The sequence below is a fragment of the Pseudomonas sp. 910_21 genome (assembly GCF_052850735.1).
Genome location: NZ_VXCY01000009.1, coordinates 54,331 through 73,566 on the forward strand (window position 1 = coordinate 54,331; position 19,236 = coordinate 73,566).

Here is a 19,236-nt window from a genome sequence, read left to right on the forward strand (position 1 = left end):
GCCTCGCCGCGCAATCAAAAGAAAAAGCCGCGCAAACGAATGTCCTGCCGATTGCCGGGCCCTGGAAATTGCCGGTTAATAATCACTCTCATTTGCAGGCACGGCAGCCCTTCATGGATGACACCCCACGCAACAGCACCGCAGGAGCGCCTGTGGACCTTCATTTCCTTCCGCGCTGACGGCGTTTTCCCGTTCATTCCAAGGGCCTGGCACCTCAGGTCCGGGGCCGCTTTTTGCGTCAAAAAACTCAGGAGACAGCATGTCCACTTTCGATGATCTGCAGGATTGCCCCTCTTGGCCCGAGGCGTTTGCCCAGCACTATCGCCAGGCCGGGTACTGGCGCGATGAAACCTTTGGCGACCTGCTGCGGGTGGCTGCCCAGGCCTTCGCCGAGCGCGAGGCGCTGACCGATGGCGAACAGCGCCTGAGCTATCGGCAGTTGGACCTGCGGGTCGACCAACTGGCCGCCGGCCTGTACCGCCTGGGGTTACGGGCCGGGGACAACGTGGTCCTGCAACTGCCCAATTGCAGCGCCTTCGTCGAAACCTGCTTTGCCCTGTACCGCCTCGGCGTGCGGCCGATCTTCGCCTTGCCCGCGCACCGGCATCTGGAGATCGGTCGCTTCTGCGAATTCGCCCAGGCCCGCGCCTACCTGTGCGCCGACCGTGACGCCAGCTTCGATTTCCGGGCCATGGCCCGGGATCTCAAGGCCGGCAATCCGCACCTGGAGTGGGTGATAGTGGCCGGCGAGGCCGAGGAATTCACCGCCCTCGATGGCCTGTATGACCCGGCCCCGTCGCCGGCTTTCCCGGTGCCGAGTGCCGATGCCGTCGCTTGCTTCCAGTTGTCCGGTGGCTCCACCGGGATTCCCAAGCTGATCCCGCGGCGGCACAACGAATACCTCTACAACCTGCGGGCCAGCGTCGAGCGCTGCAGCTTGTCCAGTGCCAGCGTGTACTTGGCGGTGCTGCCCATGGCCCACAACTTTCCCATGTGCTGCCCGGGATTCATGGGCACCTTGTCGGTCGGCGGGCGGGTGGTGCTCGGCCACTCACCGAGCCCGGAAGTCTGTTTTGCACTGATCGAGCGCGAAGCCGTGACCCACACCGCCCTGGTGCCGCCCCTGGCCCTGGTCTGGATGGAGGCGGCCCAGGCACGCGGACGCGGATTGCCGTCGTTGCAGCTGTTGCAGGTGGGCGGGGCCAAGCTCAGCTTCGAGGCGGCGCGGCGCATCGAGCCGGTACTCGGTTGCCGCCTGCAACAAGTGTTCGGCATGGCCGAAGGACTGATCTGCTACACCGACCCGCAAGACCCGCCCGAGCGGGTGCTGCACACCCAGGGCCGGCCCCTGTCGCCGGCTGACGAAATCCGCGTGGTGGACGAGCAGGACCAGCCCGTCCCGGTGGGGCAGGTGGGCCAGTTGCTGACCCGTGGTCCCTACACCATTCGCGGCTATTACCGCTATCCCGAGCACAACGCCCAAGCCTTCACCGCCGACGGTTTCTATCGTACCGGTGACCGGGTGCAGCTCACCGCCGACGGCTACCTGATGGTGGAAGGGCGGGACAAGGACCTGATCAACCGCGGCGGCGAAAAGATCGCCGCCGAAGAAGTGGAGAACCTGCTGCTGAGCCATCCGGCGGTGGCCGACATCGCCCTGGTGGCGATGCCCGATGCCTTCCTCGGCGAGCGCACCTGCGCCTTCGTCATTCCCCGTGGCCCGGCGCCCCGGGCTCCGGAACTGCTGCGCCATCTGCGGGCTCAGGGCCTGGCGGCGTTCAAGCTGCCGGATCGCTTCGAATTCATCCCGGCCTTTCCCCAGACCGGGGTCGGCAAGGTCAGCCGCAAACACCTGCGTGAGGCGATCCAGGCCTTGTACTTCGGCGCTGAGGCCGAAGCTCAGGTGGGAAGTGATGCCCGTGGCTGAACAACCAGGATTGACTGAACTGTTGCAACCGGTGCGCGGGCGTCTGCTGGCGGCGATGCTGCTGCAGGTGCTGGCGGCGCTGGTGGGCCTGCTGCCGCTGATTGCCGTGGCCGAACTGGCGCCGCTGTTGCTGGCGGGCGAGCTGGACGTGGACCGCGCGGGCTTCTGGCTGCTGGCCGGGGGCGGGGCCTTGCTCTTGCGCTTGTTGGGGTTGGCGGCGGGGTTGCAGATTACCCATTTGGCCGACAGTGACCTGCAGCGCCATCTGCGCCAGCGCATTGCAGCCCATCTGGCGCGGGTGCCCCTGGCCTGGTTGGGTGGTCAGCGGGAAACCGCCGAGCGGGTGCTGCTGGAGGATGTTGGTGCTCTGCATCAGTTGGTGGCACACCTGCCCAACAATCTGGTGGCGGCGTTGGTGGTGCCTTTGGCCAGCCTGATCTACCTGCTGACCGTGAGCTTGCCCATGACCCTGGTGGTGCTGGCGCCACCGCTGGTTGCGCTGTGGCGCCTGCGGGTGATGCGTACCCCGGCTTACCACGCCGAGCGCCAGCGCTTGGGCGGGGCCATGGGCGCACTGTCGACGGCGACCCTGAACTTTGTGCAGAGCATTGCCATGGTCAAATCCTTTGGCCGGGTGGAGCGGGTACAGGACGACTTCTTCAAGGCAGTAGAGGATTTTGCCGGTTTCTTCTCCCAGTGGGTCGAGCGCTGGGCCGGCCTGGGGGCCAGTGTCGAAGTGCTGCTCTCGCCTCTGCTGGTGCTGGCCCTGGTGCTGGTGGGCGGGGTGCCGCTGATTGCCGGCGGCTGGTTGCAGCCCGTGCAGTTGCTGGCGTTCGCCTTGCTTGGCCCGGCCCTGGCGGCGCCGGTGGCGGCTCTGGGGCATGGCGCCGATTCCCTGGTCCAGGGCCGGACGGCGGCGCAGCGCATCAGCGCGGTGCTGAGCACCCCGGTGCTGGCGCAGCCGGCGTTCTCCCGGGAACCTGAAGGGGCCCTGGTGACCTTCGATGCCGTGGACTTCAGCTACCCCGACGGCACCCAGGTGCTGCGGGGCATCGATCTGCGTCTGCAGCCCGGCACCCTGACCGCCCTGGTGGGGGATTCCGGGGCCGGCAAATCCACCCTGGCCACCTTGCTTGCGCGCTTTGCCGATGTCAGCGCCGGGGCGATCCGCATCGGCGGTGTCGACCTGCGGGACATGGACAGCGCGACCCTGTATCGCCAGGTGGCCTTTGTCTTTCAAGAGGTGCGTCTGCTGCGCGCCAGCGTCTTCGATAACCTGCGCCTGGGGCGCCCCGAGGCCAGCCTCGCACAGGTCGAGGAGGCGGCCCGGGCCGCGCAGATCCATGAGCGCATCAGCGCCTTGCCCGAGGGTTATCACACCCTGTTGGGGACCGGCGTGCAGTTGTCCGGCGGCGAGGTCCAGCGTCTGGGCATTGCCCGGGCCATGCTCAGCCAGGCACCGATCCTGGTACTCGACGAGGCCACTGCGGCCAGCGATCCGCAATCCGAAGCGGCGATCCAGCAGGCCCTGTCGCGGTTGGCGGCAGGGCGCACGGTGCTGGTGATCGCCCATCGCTTGAGCAGCATTCAGGACGCCGATCAGATTGCCGTGCTCCAGGGCGGGCAATTGCTGGAGTGCGGTCGGCACCAGGCCTTGCTGGATCAGCAGGGGGTGTATGCCGAACTGTGGGCGGCGGAGCAGCTTGGCGCTGCCGCGTTGGCGAGGGCCCTGCCATGATCGCTGCCCTGTTACGCAGCTTGCAGCCCAAGGAAGCCGGCCTGCTGCGCCGGGCGCTGCTGGCCATGGCGGCCAGTGCCTTGGCCCAGGGCCTGGCGCTGGCCTTGCTGCCCATGGCGTTTGCCTGTGGCTTCGACGCCGCGTCGGGCAAGGCGCCCTGGCTCTGGGCCGGGGCCTTTGCCGGGTTCGCCGGGCTGTGCCTGTGGTTGCGTCGTTATGCCCAGCTTGCCGGCTACAGGGCCGGGGCTGCGGCAGCGCAGTCGCTGAACCTGCGCATCGGCCAGCAGTTGGCGCGCCTGCCCCTGGAGTGGTTCGTCGAGCGTCGCGGTGCCGAGCTCAACCGTTTGGTGACCCATACCGTGGCGCAGATCATGAGTGCCCCGGCGCACCTGTTGCAGCCCATGGCCAATGCCCTGCTGACGCCCCTGGCGTTGCTGCTGGCGCTGTTTTTCTACGACCGTTCAATGGCCCTGGCCGCCCTGGCCAGTGTGCCCCTGCTGCTGTTGTTCTATCACTGGGGCGTGCGTTGGGGCGGGCAGGCCGAGCGCCTCAGCGAAGCGGCGGCCGGCGAAGCGGCGGCGCGGGTCCTGGAGTTTCTGCGTCAGCAGCCGCTGCTGCGCTCCTGCGGGCGCAACGCTGAAGGCTTCAGCCTGCTGGGCGAAGCCTTGCAGCAACAGCGTCAGGCTCAGCGCCGGGCCCACTGGCGCACCTTTCCGGCGGCCCTGGGGCTGGTGGTGGTGCTCCAGGCCGGCTACACCGCCGTGTTGCTGTGCGGGCTTTATGCGGTGCTCGGCGGCAGCCTCGGGGCCGTGCAATACCTGGCCCTGGCGGTGCTTGCCAGCTGCCTGGTGGAGCCCATGGGGGCCCTGGTCAACCTGGGCACCACCTTGCGCCAGACTCGCCACGGCGTGGACAGCCTGTGCCAGTTGCTGAGCCTGGCGCCCCTGCCGGAGCCGGCCGAGCCCCAGACGCCGCAGGGGCAACGGGTCGAGGTGCGAGAGCTGGGGCTGGTTCGCCAGGATCGTGCGGTCCTGCAGGACATCAGCTTCGAGCTGGAACCGGGCTCCCTGAACCTGCTGGTGGGGGCCTCGGGCTCCGGCAAGTCGAGCCTGTTGCGCTTGCTGGCGCGTTTTTGCGATGTCAGCAGCGGCGCCATCCTGCTGGGGGGCGTGGACCTGCGCCAGCTCTCGGCCCGGCAGCGCGACCAGGACATTGCCCTGATGTTCCAGGACTGTCCGCCGCTGGCCGCCAGCCTGCTGGACAACCTGCGCCTGGGACGCCCCGAGGCCAGTGAGGCGCAACTGATGGCCGCCGCCCACGCCACCGGCCTAGACCGCCTGGCCCAGCGCCTGCCCCAGGGCTGGCAGACCCGGGTGGGCGAGGGCGGCGTCAGCCTCTCCGGCGGCGAACGCCAGTGCCTGGCCCTGGCCCGGGTCATGCTCAAGGACGCCACCCTGATCCTGCTGGATGAACCCACCGCCGCCCTGGACGCCATCAGCGAAGCACGGGTCAACCGCAGCCTGCTGCAACTGGCGCGTAAGCACACGGTGCTGCTGGTGACCCACAAGCCGACCCTGGCCCCCGATGCCGGGCAGATCTTCCTGCTGGACCAGGGCCGCCTGGCCCAGCGCGGCACCCATGCCCAACTGATGGCGGCTGCGGGCCGTTATCGCGAACTGTTCCACGAGCGCGAGGCGATCAATCGCTGGCGCTTGCGACCCACCCCTTCCGTACCCCATAGGACCGTCCACCATGACTGATAACCCAGCACTGGCACGCGCTCATCCAGCGCACGCCAGCCTGAGTCATTCACCCCAAGGACTCTGCGCAGGCATTGCGCGGCTGCTCAACTACGAGCCCGAGGACCTGGAGGCGGATGCTTCGCTGATCGAGCAGGGCCTCGATTCGGTGAGCATCATGCGCCTGCCGGCGTTGCTGGCCGCCGAGGGCGTGACCCTGAGCTTTGCCGAACTCATCCAGCACCCGACCCTGGACGCCTGGTGGGCGCTGATCGAGGCCCGTCGCGGCCTCGCGGCGCCGCGCCTGCAGGCGGTAGCCGGCGCCGGCGAAAACCCTGATTTTCCACTGACCTCCCTGCAACAGGCCTACTGGTTCGGTCGCGATCCGGGCATGCCCCTGGGGGGCGTGGGTTGCCACCTGTATCAGGAGCTCGATGGCCAGGGCCTGGAGCCTGAGCGTCTGGAACAGGCTTTGCGCCGCCTGTGCCAGCGTCATCCGATGCTGCGGGCCTGCTTTGTCAATGACACCTGCCAGCGCATCCTGCCGCAGAGCCCCTGGCCCGGGCTCAGCGTTCACGACCTGCGCCAGGCTGGCAGCGTGGTCGTGGCCCAGACCCTGGAGCAGATTCGTCAGCGCCTGTCCCATCGCTGCCTGGAGGTCGGCCGCGGGGAAGTCTTCGATGTGCAACTGAGCCTGCTGCCCGAAGGCCGTAGCCGTCTGCACCTGAACATCGACCTGCTGGTGGCGGATGTCCTGAGCATTGGCATCCTGCTGCGGGATCTGGCCCTGATCCATGCCGGTCTCGAACAGCAACTGCCGGCCCTGGAGTGGGACTTTGCCCACTACCTGAAGGCCGAACAGGCGGCTCGGGCGCCGCAACTGGCGGCGGCCCGGGACTACTGGCTACCGCGCCTGGAGGATCTGCCCGACGGCCCGCAATTGCCCCTGGCCCAGGAGCCGCAGCAACTGGGCACGCCACGCTTCCGGCGTCTGGCCATGCGCCTGGATAAACACCAGTTGCAGGTCCTGGAGCACAAGGGCCGGCAGCATGGACTGACCCTGGCCAGCGTGCTGGCCTGTGCTTATGCCCAGGTGCTGGGGCGCTGGAGTGCCAGTCAGCATTTCCTGCTCAACGTGCCGCTGTTCAACCGCCAGGAACTGCACCCTTGCGTGCCCCATCTGCTGGCGGACTTCTCCAATCTGGTGCTGCTGGAAGTGGATCAGCGCCAGCCCCTGGATTTCTGCCGGCAGGCCCTGGCACTGCAGGCTCAGTTGCACCGGGATATCGCCCACAGTGCCTGGCCCGGGGTCGAGGTGCTGCGCGAGCGTGCACGCCTGCGCCAGGGCGGCGGTCAGGGCGCACCGGTGGTCTTTGCCTGCAACCTGGGTCCGGCCTTTGTCGATGACACCTGCCGCCAGCAACTGGGCGAGCCCGGCTGGGCGTTGTCGCAGACGCCCCAGGTGTGGCTGGATCACCAGAGCTACCCCATGGCCGACGGCCTGCTGCTGAACTGGGACGCGGTGCAGGGGCTGTTCCCTGAGGGCCTGTTGGAGCAGATGTTCGAGGCTTATCGCGGTCTGCTGCTGTGGCTCTGCGAGCATGACTGGCAACAGGTGGCGCCGTTGCCCCTGCCGGCCGAGCAGGAGCGAGTGCGCAGCGCGGTCAACGACTGCCGGCACGCGACCCCGGCCCGGCTACTGCACCAGGGTTTCTTCCAGCAGGCCCAGGCCCATCCCGAGGGGCTGGCGCTGATCTGTGACCAGGGCCAGCTGAGCTATGCCGAGCTGGCCCGGCAAGCCCTGCAGCTGGCGGGCGCCCTGGTGGAGTGGGGCGTGCAGCCCGGCGAGGCGGTGGCGGTCACCCTGCCCAAGGGCCGCGAGCAAGTGATCGCGGTGCTGGGGATTCTGGCGGCTGGTGCGGTCTACGTGCCGGTGGGCATCGAGCAGCCGCCGGCCCGGCGCGACGTGATCTATCAGCGTGCCGGGGTGCGTGTGGTACTCACCGACACGGCTCACCGCGACGGCGGCATCTGGCTCGCCGCACTGCGGGTGGTGACCCTGGCCCAGGCGCGCCCGGCAGTTGCCCTGGCGCAGCCGTTACCGCTTGCGGCGGATGCCCTGGCGTATGTGATCTTCACCTCTGGCACCACCGGTGAACCCAAGGGGGTGGAGCTTTCGCACCAGGCAGCGATGAACACCATCGAGGCGCTCAACCGGCGTTATCGGGTCAGCGCCGAGGATCGGGTGCTGGGCGTCTCGGCCCTGGATTTCGACCTGTCGGTGTACGACCTGTTCGGCCTCTTGAGTGTCGGTGGCGCCCTGGTGCTGCCGGCCGACGCCATGCGCAAGGAGCCCCAGGAATGGCTGCGCCTGATCCGCGAACAGCGGGTCACTCTGTGGAATTCGGTGCCAGCGCTGCTGGACATGCTGACCTTGCAGGTACGGGACGGTGCCGGCCTGGCGTCGTTGCGCCTGGCCATGGTTTCCGGGGACTGGGTCGGCCTCGATCTGCCCCGTCGCCTGCGCCAGGCGGCGGGGCGTGACCTGCAGTTCGTGGCCCTGGGTGGCGCCACCGAGGCGGCGATCTGGTCCAACTACCAGGACGTGGAAGCGGTGCCCGGGCACTGGCGTTCGATCCCCTATGGCCGGCCCCTGGACAACCAGTGCTTCCGGGTAGTGGACAGCCAGGGCCGGGATTGCCCGGACTGGGTGCCCGGCGAGCTGTGGATTGGCGGCGCCGGCGTTGCCGCGGGCTATCGCGGCCTGCCCAGCCTCAGTGCCCAGCGCTTTGTCGAGCATGACGGCGGACGCTGGTACCGCACCGGCGACCAGGGGCGCTACTGGGCCGACGGCACCCTGGAGTTCCTCGGGCGCCTGGACCATCAGGTCAAGGTCCGCGGCTTTCGCATCGAGCTGGCGGAAATCGACGCGGCCCTGGAACGCCACCCGGCCATCAGCCGTGCCCTGAGCCTGGTGCTGCCCGGCAGCGAGCCGCAGCTGGCGGCGGTGCTGGTGGCCAACGAGGCGCTGCCACAGCCCCAGGCCCTGCGGCAGTGGCTGGGTCAATGGCTGCCCGAACACATGCTCCCGGACAGCTGGCTGACCCTGGCCGAACTGCCGCTGAGCAGCAACGGCAAGGTCGATCGCGCCGCCTTGCTGTGGCTGTTGCAGGAGCAGCGGCGCGGCATCCAGCCACAGAGCTGCGAGGCCCCGCAAGGGCCGTGGGAAGAGGCCGTAGCCGCCCTCTGGCAGGAGTTGCTGGAGGTGCCACAGGTGGGCCGGCACCAGGGCTTTTTCGCCCTGGGCGGCAACAGCCTGCTGGCAGCCCGCTTGATCGAACGCATCGCTCGGCAGTTCCAGCTGGAACTGTCGCTCAAGGACTTTTTCAACGCGGCCACCGTGGCCCTGCAGGGGCAGTTGCTCGCCTCGCGCCGGGAACAGCGGCCCGTCAATCAGAACGCAATGGTGGAGGGCGTGTTATGACGCTGCAGCAACTGCAACAGGATCTGCAACAACTGGGCGTGGAGCTCTGGGAAGAACAGGGCCGCCTGCGCTATCGGGCTCCGGCCGGGGTCATGGACGAAGCGCGCCTGCAGCAGCTTCGGCAACACAAGGACGCGCTGCTGCAACAGCTGCAGGCGGCGCAGATGCCGACCCTGGAGGCCGATCTGCCGGCCCGGGAAGAACCCTTCCCGCTGACCGATGTGCAGGCGGCCTATCTGCTGGGCCGCACCACGGCGTTCAGCTTTGGCGGCGTGGCCTGTCACGGTTATCTGGAGTTCGCCCAGCAGGACCTCGACCCGCTGCGCCTGGAACAGGCCTGGAACCAGCTGATCGCCCGCCACGAGATGCTCCGCGCGGTGGTGCTGGAGGAGGGCTACCAGCGCATCCTGCCCCAGGTGCCGCATTACACCATCGCGAGCCACGACCTGAGCCAGGACGACGGCAGTGCCTTGCAGGCCTTGCGCGAGCGCATGGAACTGCGCCGGGCCACGCCCCAGCAATGGCCGTTGATCGAACTGTGCGTGAGCCAGGGCCGCGACACCTCGCGGCTGCACCTGTCGGTGGATCTGCTGGTGTGCGACTACCAGAGCGTGCGCATGCTGCTGGCCGAGTTGCAGCAGCTGTACCGTGGCGAGGCCCTGCCGGCACCGGCGCAGATCAGCTTCCGCGACTACGTGCTGGGCGAGCGGCGCCTGCGCGAGCAACCGCGCTACCAGCGCGACCGTGACTATTGGTGGGCGCGGGTCGACAGCCTGCCGGGGGCGCCGGAGCTGCCGCTGCTGGGAGCACCCACCGGGCCACGCTTCCAGCGCCGGGCCATGAGCCTGGAAGCGCGGGACTGCAACGCGCTGCGCCTGAATGCGGCCGCCGCCGGGGTCGGCGTGTCGGCGGCGATCCTGTCGGCCTATGCCGAAACCCTGGGCCGCTGGAGCCGTCGCGGGCACTTCTGCCTGAGCCTGACCCTGCTCAATCGCTTGTCGCTGCACCCCCAGGTGGATCGCCTGGTGGGGGATTTCAGCTCGGTGGAACTGCTGGAAGTGCAGACCCTGCAAGGGGGCAGTTTCGGCCAGCGCAGCCAGCAGTTGCAGGAGCGCCTGTGGCAGGACATGGACCATCGCCTGTGCTCGGGCATCGAAGTGCTGCGCGAGCTGGCGCGGCGCAAGGGTCAGGATGCGGCGCTGATGCCGTACGCCTTCACCAGCACCCTGGGCGCGGGTGGCGAAAGCGGCGGCGGGGCCTTCATGCCGGGAGCCGAGCTGGTGTTCGGCATCAGCCAGACTCCCCAGGTGCTGATCGATTGCCAGGTCAGCGAACGGGACAACGGTCTGGCGATCAACTGGGACATTCGCGAAGGGGTATTCAGTGAGGCGCTGCTCGACGACCTGTTCGATACCTTCGAACGGTTGCTCAAGCGCCTGGCCCGGGAACCCTCGGCCTGGACCCTGGACGATTGCCTGGAATTGCCGGCGGCCCAGCGCCTGCAGCGCGAGCTGGTGAACCAGACAGCGGCGCCGTTGCCCGCCGGAGGGCTGCATGAGCCGTTCTGGCGTCAGGCGGCCGCCACGCCCCAGCGTGTGGCCTTGATCCAGGGCGCCGGGCAACTGAGCTACGGCGAACTGGCCGGACGCGCCGAGGCCGTGGCCGAGGCCCTGCTGAAGGCCGGCTGCCAGCCGGGCGAGCGGGTCGCGGTGTGCATGGACAAGGGCCTGGAGCAGGTGATCGCGGTGCTGGGCATTCTGCGGGCGGGGGCGGCCTACCTGCCCCTGGACACCAATCAGCCCGAAGCCCGGCGCCAGTTGATCCTGGACAACGCCGAGGTCGGCCGGGTGCTCAGTCAGTCCTGGTTGAGCGATGAACTGTGCTGGCCGGCGCGGGTGACTCAGGTGATCCAGGTCGATCAGAGCCCGCTGGCGGCGCAAGCTCCGTTGCCGGTGCAGGACATCGATCCGCAGCAACTGGCCTATGTGATCTACACCTCCGGCTCCACCGGGGTGCCCAAGGGCGTGATGATCAGCCATCAGGCGGCGCTCAATACCATCGTCGACATCAACCAGCGCTTTGCCATCAACGCCGAGGATCGGGTCCTGGCCCTGGCCAGCCTGGGCTTCGACCTGTCGGTGTACGACCTCTTCGGCCTGCTGGCAGTAGGCGGCGCACTGGTGCTGCCGGACCCGCAACGCCGCGCCGATCCGTCGCACTGGGCCGAGTGCGCCCGGGAGCATGGGGTGACCCTGTGGAACTCGGTGCCGGCGCAATTGCAGATGCTCACCCACTACCTGCAGGCGGTGCCGTCCATGGCTCCTGCGGCCCTGCGTCTGGCGCTGCTGTCGGGGGACTGGATTCCCCTGAACCTGCCGGCGGAGGCTGCGCAACTGTTGCCGCAGTTGCGGCTGATCAGCCTCGGTGGGGCCACGGAAGCGGCGATCTGGTCGATCTACTACCCGATCACCCAGGTCGATCCGCAATGGCGCAGCATTCCCTACGGCGCGCCTCTGGCCAACCAGCGGTTCATGGTCCTCGACGAGCAGGGCCGCGACCGTCCCCAAGGCGTGGCCGGCGAGCTGTACATCGCAGGTAGCGGCCTGGCCCTGGGTTATCTGGGGGATGCCGAGAAAACCGCCGAGCGTTTTGTCGATCATCCCCGCAGTGGCGAGCGCCTGTACCGCACCGGCGACCTGGGCCGCTACCTGGAAGATGGCCTGATCGAGTTCCTCGGTCGCGAGGATTTCCAGGTCAAGGTCCGCGGCCATCGCATCGAACTGGCGGAGGTGGAGAGCGCCTTGCTCAGCCATCCCCATGTGGAGTCCGCGGTGGTGGTGGCCGCGGGCGAAGGGGCCTTCGATCGGCGTCTGCAGGCCTGCCTGCGGGCCAGTCTGCGGGACATGCCGCTGGCGTGGCCGGAGCACTTGGAGGCGCGCACCCAGGCAGCGGCCCAGGCCGTGCGCGGCGATCTGAGCGATGCCCTGGTCAGCGAGATGTCGGCCTGTGTCGAGCGCGCCGCGCTGCTGTCCATGGGCCTGGCCCTGCAGCGTCCCGGGCTGTTCCAGCAGGCGGGACAGAGTCACTCCCTGGAAGAGGTGTTGGCCTTGAGCGAAGTCGCGCCGCGCAACCAGCGCTTGATCCGGCGCTGGTTGCAGGCCCTGGCCAAAGAAGGGCTGGTGCAGCATGACCGGCAGTCCGGTGGCTACTCGGACCTGCGGGTGCAGCGCGAGGAATACCGTCAGCTGTGGCAGCGCATCGAAGCCCTGGAGCCTTCCGTGGGCTGGGGCGCCGAGGTCCTGCGTTATTTGCGCGAGAGCCAGGAGCAACTGCCGGCGCTGATGAGCGACCAGCTGGACCCGCTGCATCTGCTGTTCCCCGAGGGCCGCACCGACACCGCCGAGGGCGCCTACCGCAAGAACCTGATCAGCCAGTACCTGAACCAGGCAGTGTGCGCCGCGGTGCAGGAGATCATCCGCCAGCGTCCCGCCGGCCAGCGCCTGCGCCTGCTGGAGATCGGCGCCGGGGTCGGCGGCACCAGCGCCGATTTGATCCCGGCCCTGGACGGCCTGCCGGTGGACTACCAGTTCACCGACCTGTCGCAGTTCTTCCTTAATGAGGCCCGGGAGCATTTCGCTGCTTATCCCTGGGTCAGCTACGGGCTGTTCGACCTCAACCAGGATCACTGGGCCCAGGGCGTGGCTGCCAACTCCCTGGACGTGATTCTCTGCGCCAACGTGCTGCACAACTCGCGGCATGCCAGCCGGGTGCTGGCGCGGCTGCGGGAGATGCTGGCCCCGGGTGGCTGGCTGATCTTCATCGAGGCCACTCGCGACACTTACCAGATCATGGCCTCCATGGAGTTCAAGGAAGGCCTGAGCGCTTTCGAAGATTTCCGCGCGGAACTGGACACCACTTTCATCCGTCGCGAGCAGTGGCAGCAGCTGCTGCTGGAGGCCGGGGGCGAAACCCCGCTGTGCCTGCCCCAGGCCGATGACGCCATGTCGCAGATCGGTCAGCACCTGTTCATCACCCGCTTCAAGAGCGAGCGCCAGACCCTGGAGCCCGAGCAACTGCGTGCCCATCTGGCCCAGCGTCTGCCGGACTACATGATCCCGGCGGACTGGCAGATTCTCGATGAAATGCCCCTGACCGCCAACGGCAAGGTCGACCGTCAGGCCCTGGCCCGGATCGGTGTGGCCGGGCCCGAGCAACAGGTCAACAGCGGCGCGGCGCCCCTGGACGATCTGGAACGCAGCATCGCCGAGGTCTGGCAGACCCTGTTGCGGGTGCCGGCGGTAGGCCGCGAGCAGGGCTTCTTCGAGCTCGGCGGCGACTCGCTGCTGGTGGCCCAAGTGGTGGGCCGCCTGCGCGAAGCCTTGCCCCAGGCCCGGCAGTTGCCCTGGAGCGACTTGCTGCGGCAGTTGATCAACCAGCCCACGGTAGCGGCCCTGGCCGACTACCTGCGCGGGCAAGGGGTACAAAGCGATTCGCCTCTGGTGCGCATCTGCGACAAGGCCCAGGGCCCGACGCGGATCTTCGTCCACGACGGCAGCGGCACCCTGGCGCCGTACCGTGCGCTGTTCGCTGCCCTGGGGGAGGAAGCGCCCCTGGAAGGGCTGGTGCTCAACGATGTGCCGGGTTACCTGGCGCTGGAGCCGGCCACGGCGATTCGTCAGCTGGCCGAACGTTATGCCGACACCCTGCAGGCCGAAGGCCGGCGCCAGGTGAGCATCGTCGGCTACTGCCTGGGCGGGTTGCTGGCCACCGAACTGGCGGCGTGCCTGGCGGCGCGCTCCATCGAGGTGCTGCAACTGAGCGTGATCAGCAGTTACCGGGTGCCGTTCATGATCGAGGATGACCTGCTGGCCGAGTACGTGTTCGCCCGGGTGATGCAGGCCGATCCGCTGGCCCTGGGTTACCCCGAGGACGAACAGGCCATGGAACGCAGCATCGCCCGGGTTCTGGCCCAGACCCCGGGGCGGGTGCCCCAGGGTTCGCTGCTGGCCTTGAGCGACGATGGCCAATGCACCTCGGCCCTGGCCTGTCTGCAGCGCCTGGCAGAGAAGACCCCGGAGCAGCGCCTGCAGGCAATTGCCGAGGCCATGCGCCATGCCGGTTCGCAACTGAGTGACCTGGACTGGCTGCAGGAGCAACTGCGGGTGCTGCGCCACAGCCTGGCGGCGGTGGCTCTGCATGAAGCCACGCCGTATCAGGGGGACATGCTGTTCATTCGCCAGAGCGGCGAGGTTCAGGTGCTGCCCGGCATGCACCGCGACATGAGCGCCTACTGGCAGGCCCTGTGCCTGGGTGAGCTGCGGGTGGTGGATGTGCCCGGGGATCACTTCAGTTGCATGCAGCAGCCCCAGGTGCAAGCCGTGGCCCAGGCCTTCGATGCCGTCACCGAGGTGGCGGCATGAGTGGGGCGGTCATTGGACTGGTTGGGGCCTATGGCAGCGTCGGTCGTCAGGTGGCGCAGCTGTTGGCCGGCCACGTAGCGCTGCGCCTGGGCGGGCGTGCCCCGCAGCAGGCCGAGCAGTTGAACCAGCAGTTGGGGGCGTGCGCCGAAGTGCGCGCCCTGGACCTGTGGGATGAGTCGAGCCTGGCCGATTTCTGCGCCGGCTGCGCCCTGGTGATCAATTGCGCCGGGCCCAGCTACCGGATTCTCGATCGGGTGGCCCGGGTCGCGCTGGCGGCGGGCGCCGACTACCTGGATGTGGGCGGCGACGATCCGCTGCACGAGCGTCTGGCCGGGCAGGTGCCCGAAGGGCGCCGGGTGCTGTTGTCGGCGGGCATGCTGCCGGGGCTGTCGGGGTTGTTCCCGCGGTTGCTGGCGCAGTCCTTCCAACGCGTGGATGAGATGCGCTGCTATGCCGGTGGCCTGGGGCGTCTGTCCGCCACGGCCGCCGAGGACTTCCTGTTGAGCCTGGGCAACGGCTTTGGCCAGGCCCAGTGCGGCTGGCGCGAGGGACAGGTGGTGCGCAGCACGGCGAGTGCCGAGCAGCACCTGGAACGGGACTGGCTGCCGGTGGCCGGGGTGCAGGCCTATCCCTACCTGAGCACCGAGCAGCAGCGCTTGTTCAGCCAACTGCAAGTGCCTCACGGCCAGGGCTTCAACCTGTTCGAGGGCGGGCAGTTGGCGGCCGCCCTGCAGCGTATCCAGGGCTCGGCGCCAGAAGCGCGCCACTGTCCGCAGAATGTGGCCGCGCTGGTTCAGGCCAGCGCCTTGGATGTCGCTGGACGGCGGCCGTACCAACTGCTGGCGGTGGAGGTCGACGGCCTGCGTGACGGCCGCCAGCAGCAGGCCAGCGCCTGGCTGCGGGCCGGCGACGGTTCGCGGCTGACCGGCAGCGTTGCGGCGTTCTGCGCGCTGCATTGGCAGCTATTGCCGCAAGGCCTGCACTACGCGGCCCAGGTGCTGGATGCCGAGGCCTGCCTGGAACAGGTCTGTCAGTGGTTGCCGGACACCCGGGTCAGCCTGGGCCACAGCGCCGGTACCCCACTGGTCGAGCTAGAGGAGGGTGTGCTGTGAGAAAGGCTCCCAGTGCCTGGCTGCGCCGTTACCCGCAGCCGCAACCGCCACGCTGCCGGCTGGTGTGCCTGCCCCATGCCGGCGGCAGTGCGAGTTTTTTCAATGACTGGCGCCGTCAGATGCCGGCGGATGTCGAGCTGATCAGCGTGCAGTACCCGGGGCGCGAGGAGCGCCTGAGCGAAACCTGGCCCGGCAGCCTGGAGTGGATGGCGGGCACTATCACCCGGGCCCTGTCGGACCTGGTGGACCGGCCGCTGGTGCTGTTCGGCCACAGCATGGGCGCGGCCCTGGCCTATGAAGTGGCAGGGCGCATGCAGCAGCAAGGCTCGGCCCCTCAGCGGCTGATTGTGTCCGCACACCCGGCGCCCCATCGCCAGCGCCACAGCGAGCTGCACCTGGGGTCGGACGAGGCGTTGCTGGCGGATGTACAGCGCCTGTCCGATGGCGCGCCGTCACTGTTGGACGACCCGACGCTGCGGGACCTGTACCTGCCGGCACTGCGTAATGACTATCGGCTGATCGAGTCCTATCGCGGCGACATCGGCCGTGCCCTGGACCTGCCCCTGAGCGTGTGCCTGGGCGGCCAGGACACTGAAGTCGATGCGGACGAAGCCTATGCCTGGGCCGAGGTCAGCGCCCAGGTCACCGACTTCCAGAGTTTCCCCGGTGGGCACTTCTATTTGCGCGAGCAGCAGGCCGAAGTGCTGCGGCACCTGACCCGGCTGCTGGCGGGCCACGGCGAGCAGCCGTGGCAGTGCTGGCCCTCGACCCCGTGAATTTTCCTTTGGTAGTAATCGACATGAAAACCCCCGAGCAATGCAGCGCCCTGGATGACATCCGCTGGGCGATCGACACCCTGGACCAGCAGATCATCCAGGCCCTCGGCCAACGCCTGGCCTACGTCAAGGCGGCCGCGCAATTCAAACCGACCCAGGACAGCATCGCCGCGCCGGAGCGGGTCGCGGCGATGCTCCCGCAGCGTCAGCAATGGGCCGAGCAGGCAGGCCTGGACCCGATGTTCGTGGTGCCGCTGTTTGCCCAGATCATCCACTGGAACATCGCCCAGCAAGTGCGCCATTGGCGCGTCCAGCGCGGGCTTGAACAAGGAGTTGGCGATGAATGAGTCGTGCCTGTCCGGGCTGACCCAGGCCCTGCGCGAAGGCGAGGCCCAGGCTCGGCGCAATAGTCGCGCGGTACTGGTGGTGTTCAGCCTCGCCGCCGAGCGCCTGGAGCCATTGCGGTTGTTTGCCGCCAACCGCCAGGTGTTCGGCCAGAGCCTGTTCTGGTCCAGCGACCAGGGCGCTCTGGCCCTGGCGGGATTCGGCTGCACCGAGGAAATCAGCCCGCCGGCCGCCGAGCGCTTTGCCGCCACTACCCAGGCCTGGCACCAGCTACTGGAGCAGGCCCATCAGGTCGGCCCGCGCAAGGCCTATCTGTGCGGCGGGTTCGCCTTTGACCCCCAGGGGCCGCGCAGCGCCCAGTGGCAGTCGTTTGCCGCCACCTCCCTGGTGCTGCCGCGGATTCTGTTGTTGCGCGAAGGCGAACAGCAACACTGGCTGTTCAGCCTGTGGATCGAGCCTGGTGCCGATGTGGCCCATTGCGCTGCCGGCCTTGCGGCGGAATGGAACCTGTTGCAGGCCCGCTATGCCCATGCACCGTCACTGCAGGTGCCGGCGGGCACCCGGCAGGACGACGATGCCCTGGGCGCCGAGCAGTGGCAGGCCACGGTCGCCGGCGCCATCGACCGGATCAACGCCGGTGAACTGAGCAAGGTGGTGCTGGCCCGGGAAGTCTGCCTGCGGGCCCAGCGCAGCATTCCCTGCGGCCCCTTGCTGGAGAACCTCAGGGCGGCCTACCCCCAGGCCTTCCTGTTTGCCTTCAGCCGAGGCGACAGCTGCTTCCTCGGCGCCACCCCAGAACGTCTGGTGCGCGTGGCCCGGGGCACCTTGAGCACCGTGGCCCTGGCCGGCACCTGCGCCCGCGGCCAGCACGATCAACAGGACGCCGAACTGGGTCAGGGCCTGATGGACAGCGCCAAGGATCGCCACGAACACGCCCTGGTGGTGCAGACCCTGCGCGAAGCGCTGCAGCCCTATTGCGCCATGCTGGAAATTCCTGCGCAGCCGCAACTGCACCGCCTGGCCCACGTCCAGCACCTGCTGACCCCGGTGCTGGGGCGGCTGCGGCCCCAGGTGGACCTGCTGCAAATAGTCGACGCGCTGCACCCGACCCCGGCGGTGGGCGGCCTGCCCCGGGCCAAGGCCCTGGGCTATATCCGCGAGCATGAACAACTGGACCGTGGCTGGTACGCCGCTCCGGTGGGCTGGCTGAACGCCGAGGGCGATGGTGAGTTTGCCGTGGCCCTGCGCTCGGCGCTGATTCGCGGCAACCAGGCGCACCTGTTTGCCGGCTGCGGCATCGTCGGCGAGTCGGACCCTCTGAGCGAATATCAGGAAACCTGCCTGAAGTTGCGCACCATCGGCGAAGCCCTGCGTCCGCAACCGGCCAGCACCTACGAAAAACGCGGCCTCTCCCTGTAGGAGCCGGCTTGCCGGCGAACCGCGCAGCGGCCAGTTGGCGCGGTTTGTGGCGAGGGAATGTGGCGCTCTTGCGGGCCCCTTCGCTGGCAAGCCAGCTCCTACGGATGAGCAGGTGTGCACCTGTAGGAGCCGGCTTGCCGGCGAACCGCGTAGCGGCCGGTGGGCGCGGTTTATAGCGAGGGAATGTGGCGCTCTTGCGGGCCCCTTCGCTGGCAAGCCAGCTCCTACACAAGCCAGCTTCAGCTGGTGGGGACGGCGCTGGGGGGCGGGCCGGCGACTTTGTGGTTGGGCTTGGCCCTCAGCAGGGCGTTGATGGCCTGGCCATAGTCCTTGCCCGCCAGGCTCATGCTGTTGTTGTGGGTGCCGCCGGGCACCAGCAGCAGTTTCTTCGGCTCCAGGGCGGCCTTGAACAGTTGCTGGCTCAGGCGCGGCGGCACGTAGTCGTCTTTGAGGCCGTGGACCACCAGCAAGGGCATGCCGATCTCGCGGATCTTGTCGATGGAGTCGAACTTCTGCGACATCAGCCAGCGCACCGGCAGGGAGGTCTTGGTCGCCGCTGCTGCGGCATCGGCCAGGGTGGTGAAGGTGGATTCGACAATCAGCCCGCGAGCGGCAATCGGGGACTTGTCGGCGGCGGCATTGCGCCCCAGTTCGGCAGCCAGGTCGATGGCCACCGCGCCTCCCAGGGAGTGACCGTAGATCAGGCGTTTGCTGGCATCGGGCTGCAGCGCCTTGAGCCGCTCCCAGGCCACTCTGGCATCTTCATAGACGCTGGTTTCCGAGGGCAGGTCGCCGTGGCTCTGGCCAAAACCCCGGTAGTCGATGGCCAGCACCGAGTAGCCCAGGGCGTGCAGTTGCTCGATGCGAAACAACTGGCCGGTAAGGTTCCAGCGCACTCCGTGCAGGTAGAGGATCGCCGGGGCATCGGCGCGTTGCGCCGGCCACCACCAGGCGTGGATGTTCTGCCCGGGCTTGAAGTTTTTCGGCTTGAGCTCGAGCTCCTGCACCGTGCTCGGCAGGCCGCGGTACCACCCGGCCGTGCCAGGCTCGATGCGAAACACCAGTTGGCGTTCCTTGTGTTCGAGCACCGCGCAGCTCACCGGCAGGCCGACCAGCAGCGCGGCCATGCACAGCAGGGGAAACCAGCGACGGCGCAGGCGCTGGGACAGGGTTGGGGACATGGAAGGCTTCACCACAGAACAGTCGAAAACGCGTTTTAACAGATGTGCCGGGATGGCTGCAGGGATTTCGGCGCAGTGGTCAGTGGCAAGGGTTA

10 protein-coding genes are annotated in these 19,236 nt (G+C 68.3%); 9 read left to right on the forward strand and 1 reads right to left on the reverse strand.

Going from position 1 to position 19,236, the window contains the following annotated elements:
* Positions 1-259 precede the first annotated feature (259 nt).
* From FW796_RS25245 to FW796_RS25285, 9 genes are read left to right on the forward strand one after another with little or no spacing between them, the layout of a single operon-like run.
* Complete coding sequence (locus tag FW796_RS25245; RefSeq protein ID WP_446440234.1) at positions 260-1,927, forward strand: (2,3-dihydroxybenzoyl)adenylate synthase; 1,668 nt, start codon at positions 260-262, stop codon at positions 1,925-1,927.
* Positions 1,914-3,665, forward strand: coding sequence for an ABC transporter ATP-binding protein (locus tag FW796_RS25250; protein WP_404937118.1), 1,752 nt, complete (start codon positions 1,914-1,916; stop codon positions 3,663-3,665). The genes FW796_RS25245 and FW796_RS25250 overlap by 14 nt, the downstream gene beginning before the upstream one ends.
* A complete protein-coding gene (locus FW796_RS25255) occupies positions 3,662-5,425 on the forward strand; it encodes an ABC transporter ATP-binding protein (RefSeq protein ID WP_446440235.1) in 1,764 nt (587 codons plus the stop codon). Before FW796_RS25250 ends, FW796_RS25255 begins: the two co-directional genes overlap by 4 nt.
* Positions 5,418-8,888 carry a non-ribosomal peptide synthetase gene (locus FW796_RS25260; protein WP_446440236.1) on the forward strand — a complete coding sequence of 1,157 codons (3,471 nt, stop codon included), beginning with the start codon at positions 5,418-5,420 and terminating at the stop codon, positions 8,886-8,888. The genes FW796_RS25255 and FW796_RS25260 overlap by 8 nt, the downstream gene beginning before the upstream one ends.
* Positions 8,885-14,308 carry an amino acid adenylation domain-containing protein gene (locus FW796_RS25265; RefSeq protein WP_446440237.1) on the forward strand — a complete coding sequence of 1,808 codons (5,424 nt, stop codon included), beginning with the start codon at positions 8,885-8,887 and terminating at the stop codon, positions 14,306-14,308. The genes FW796_RS25260 and FW796_RS25265 overlap by 4 nt, the downstream gene beginning before the upstream one ends.
* The gene (locus tag FW796_RS25270; RefSeq protein ID WP_446440238.1) at positions 14,305-15,420 is read left to right on the forward strand and encodes a saccharopine dehydrogenase NADP-binding domain-containing protein; all 1,116 of its coding nucleotides are present in this window, start codon (positions 14,305-14,307) and stop codon (positions 15,418-15,420) included. Before FW796_RS25265 ends, FW796_RS25270 begins: the two co-directional genes overlap by 4 nt.
* Positions 15,417-16,196, forward strand: a complete 780-nt coding sequence (locus tag FW796_RS25275) for a thioesterase II family protein (RefSeq protein ID WP_446440239.1) — start codon at positions 15,417-15,419, stop codon at positions 16,194-16,196. The genes FW796_RS25270 and FW796_RS25275 overlap by 4 nt, the downstream gene beginning before the upstream one ends.
* A 23-nt stretch (positions 16,197-16,219) precedes the next feature.
* Positions 16,220-16,543 carry an isochorismate lyase gene (locus tag FW796_RS25280; protein WP_185073334.1) on the forward strand — a complete coding sequence of 108 codons (324 nt, stop codon included), beginning with the start codon at positions 16,220-16,222 and terminating at the stop codon, positions 16,541-16,543.
* Positions 16,536-17,960, forward strand: a complete 1,425-nt coding sequence (locus tag FW796_RS25285) for an isochorismate synthase (RefSeq protein ID WP_346635545.1) — start codon at positions 16,536-16,538, stop codon at positions 17,958-17,960. The genes FW796_RS25280 and FW796_RS25285 overlap by 8 nt, the downstream gene beginning before the upstream one ends.
* A 239-nt stretch (positions 17,961-18,199) precedes the next feature.
* Here the strand turns inward: FW796_RS25285 and FW796_RS25290 are convergent, their stop codons facing one another.
* The gene (locus tag FW796_RS25290; protein ID WP_346635544.1) at positions 18,200-19,141 is read right to left on the reverse strand and encodes an alpha/beta hydrolase; all 942 of its coding nucleotides are present in this window, start codon (positions 19,139-19,141) and stop codon (positions 18,200-18,202) included.
* Between the last annotated feature and the right edge of the window lie 95 nt (positions 19,142-19,236).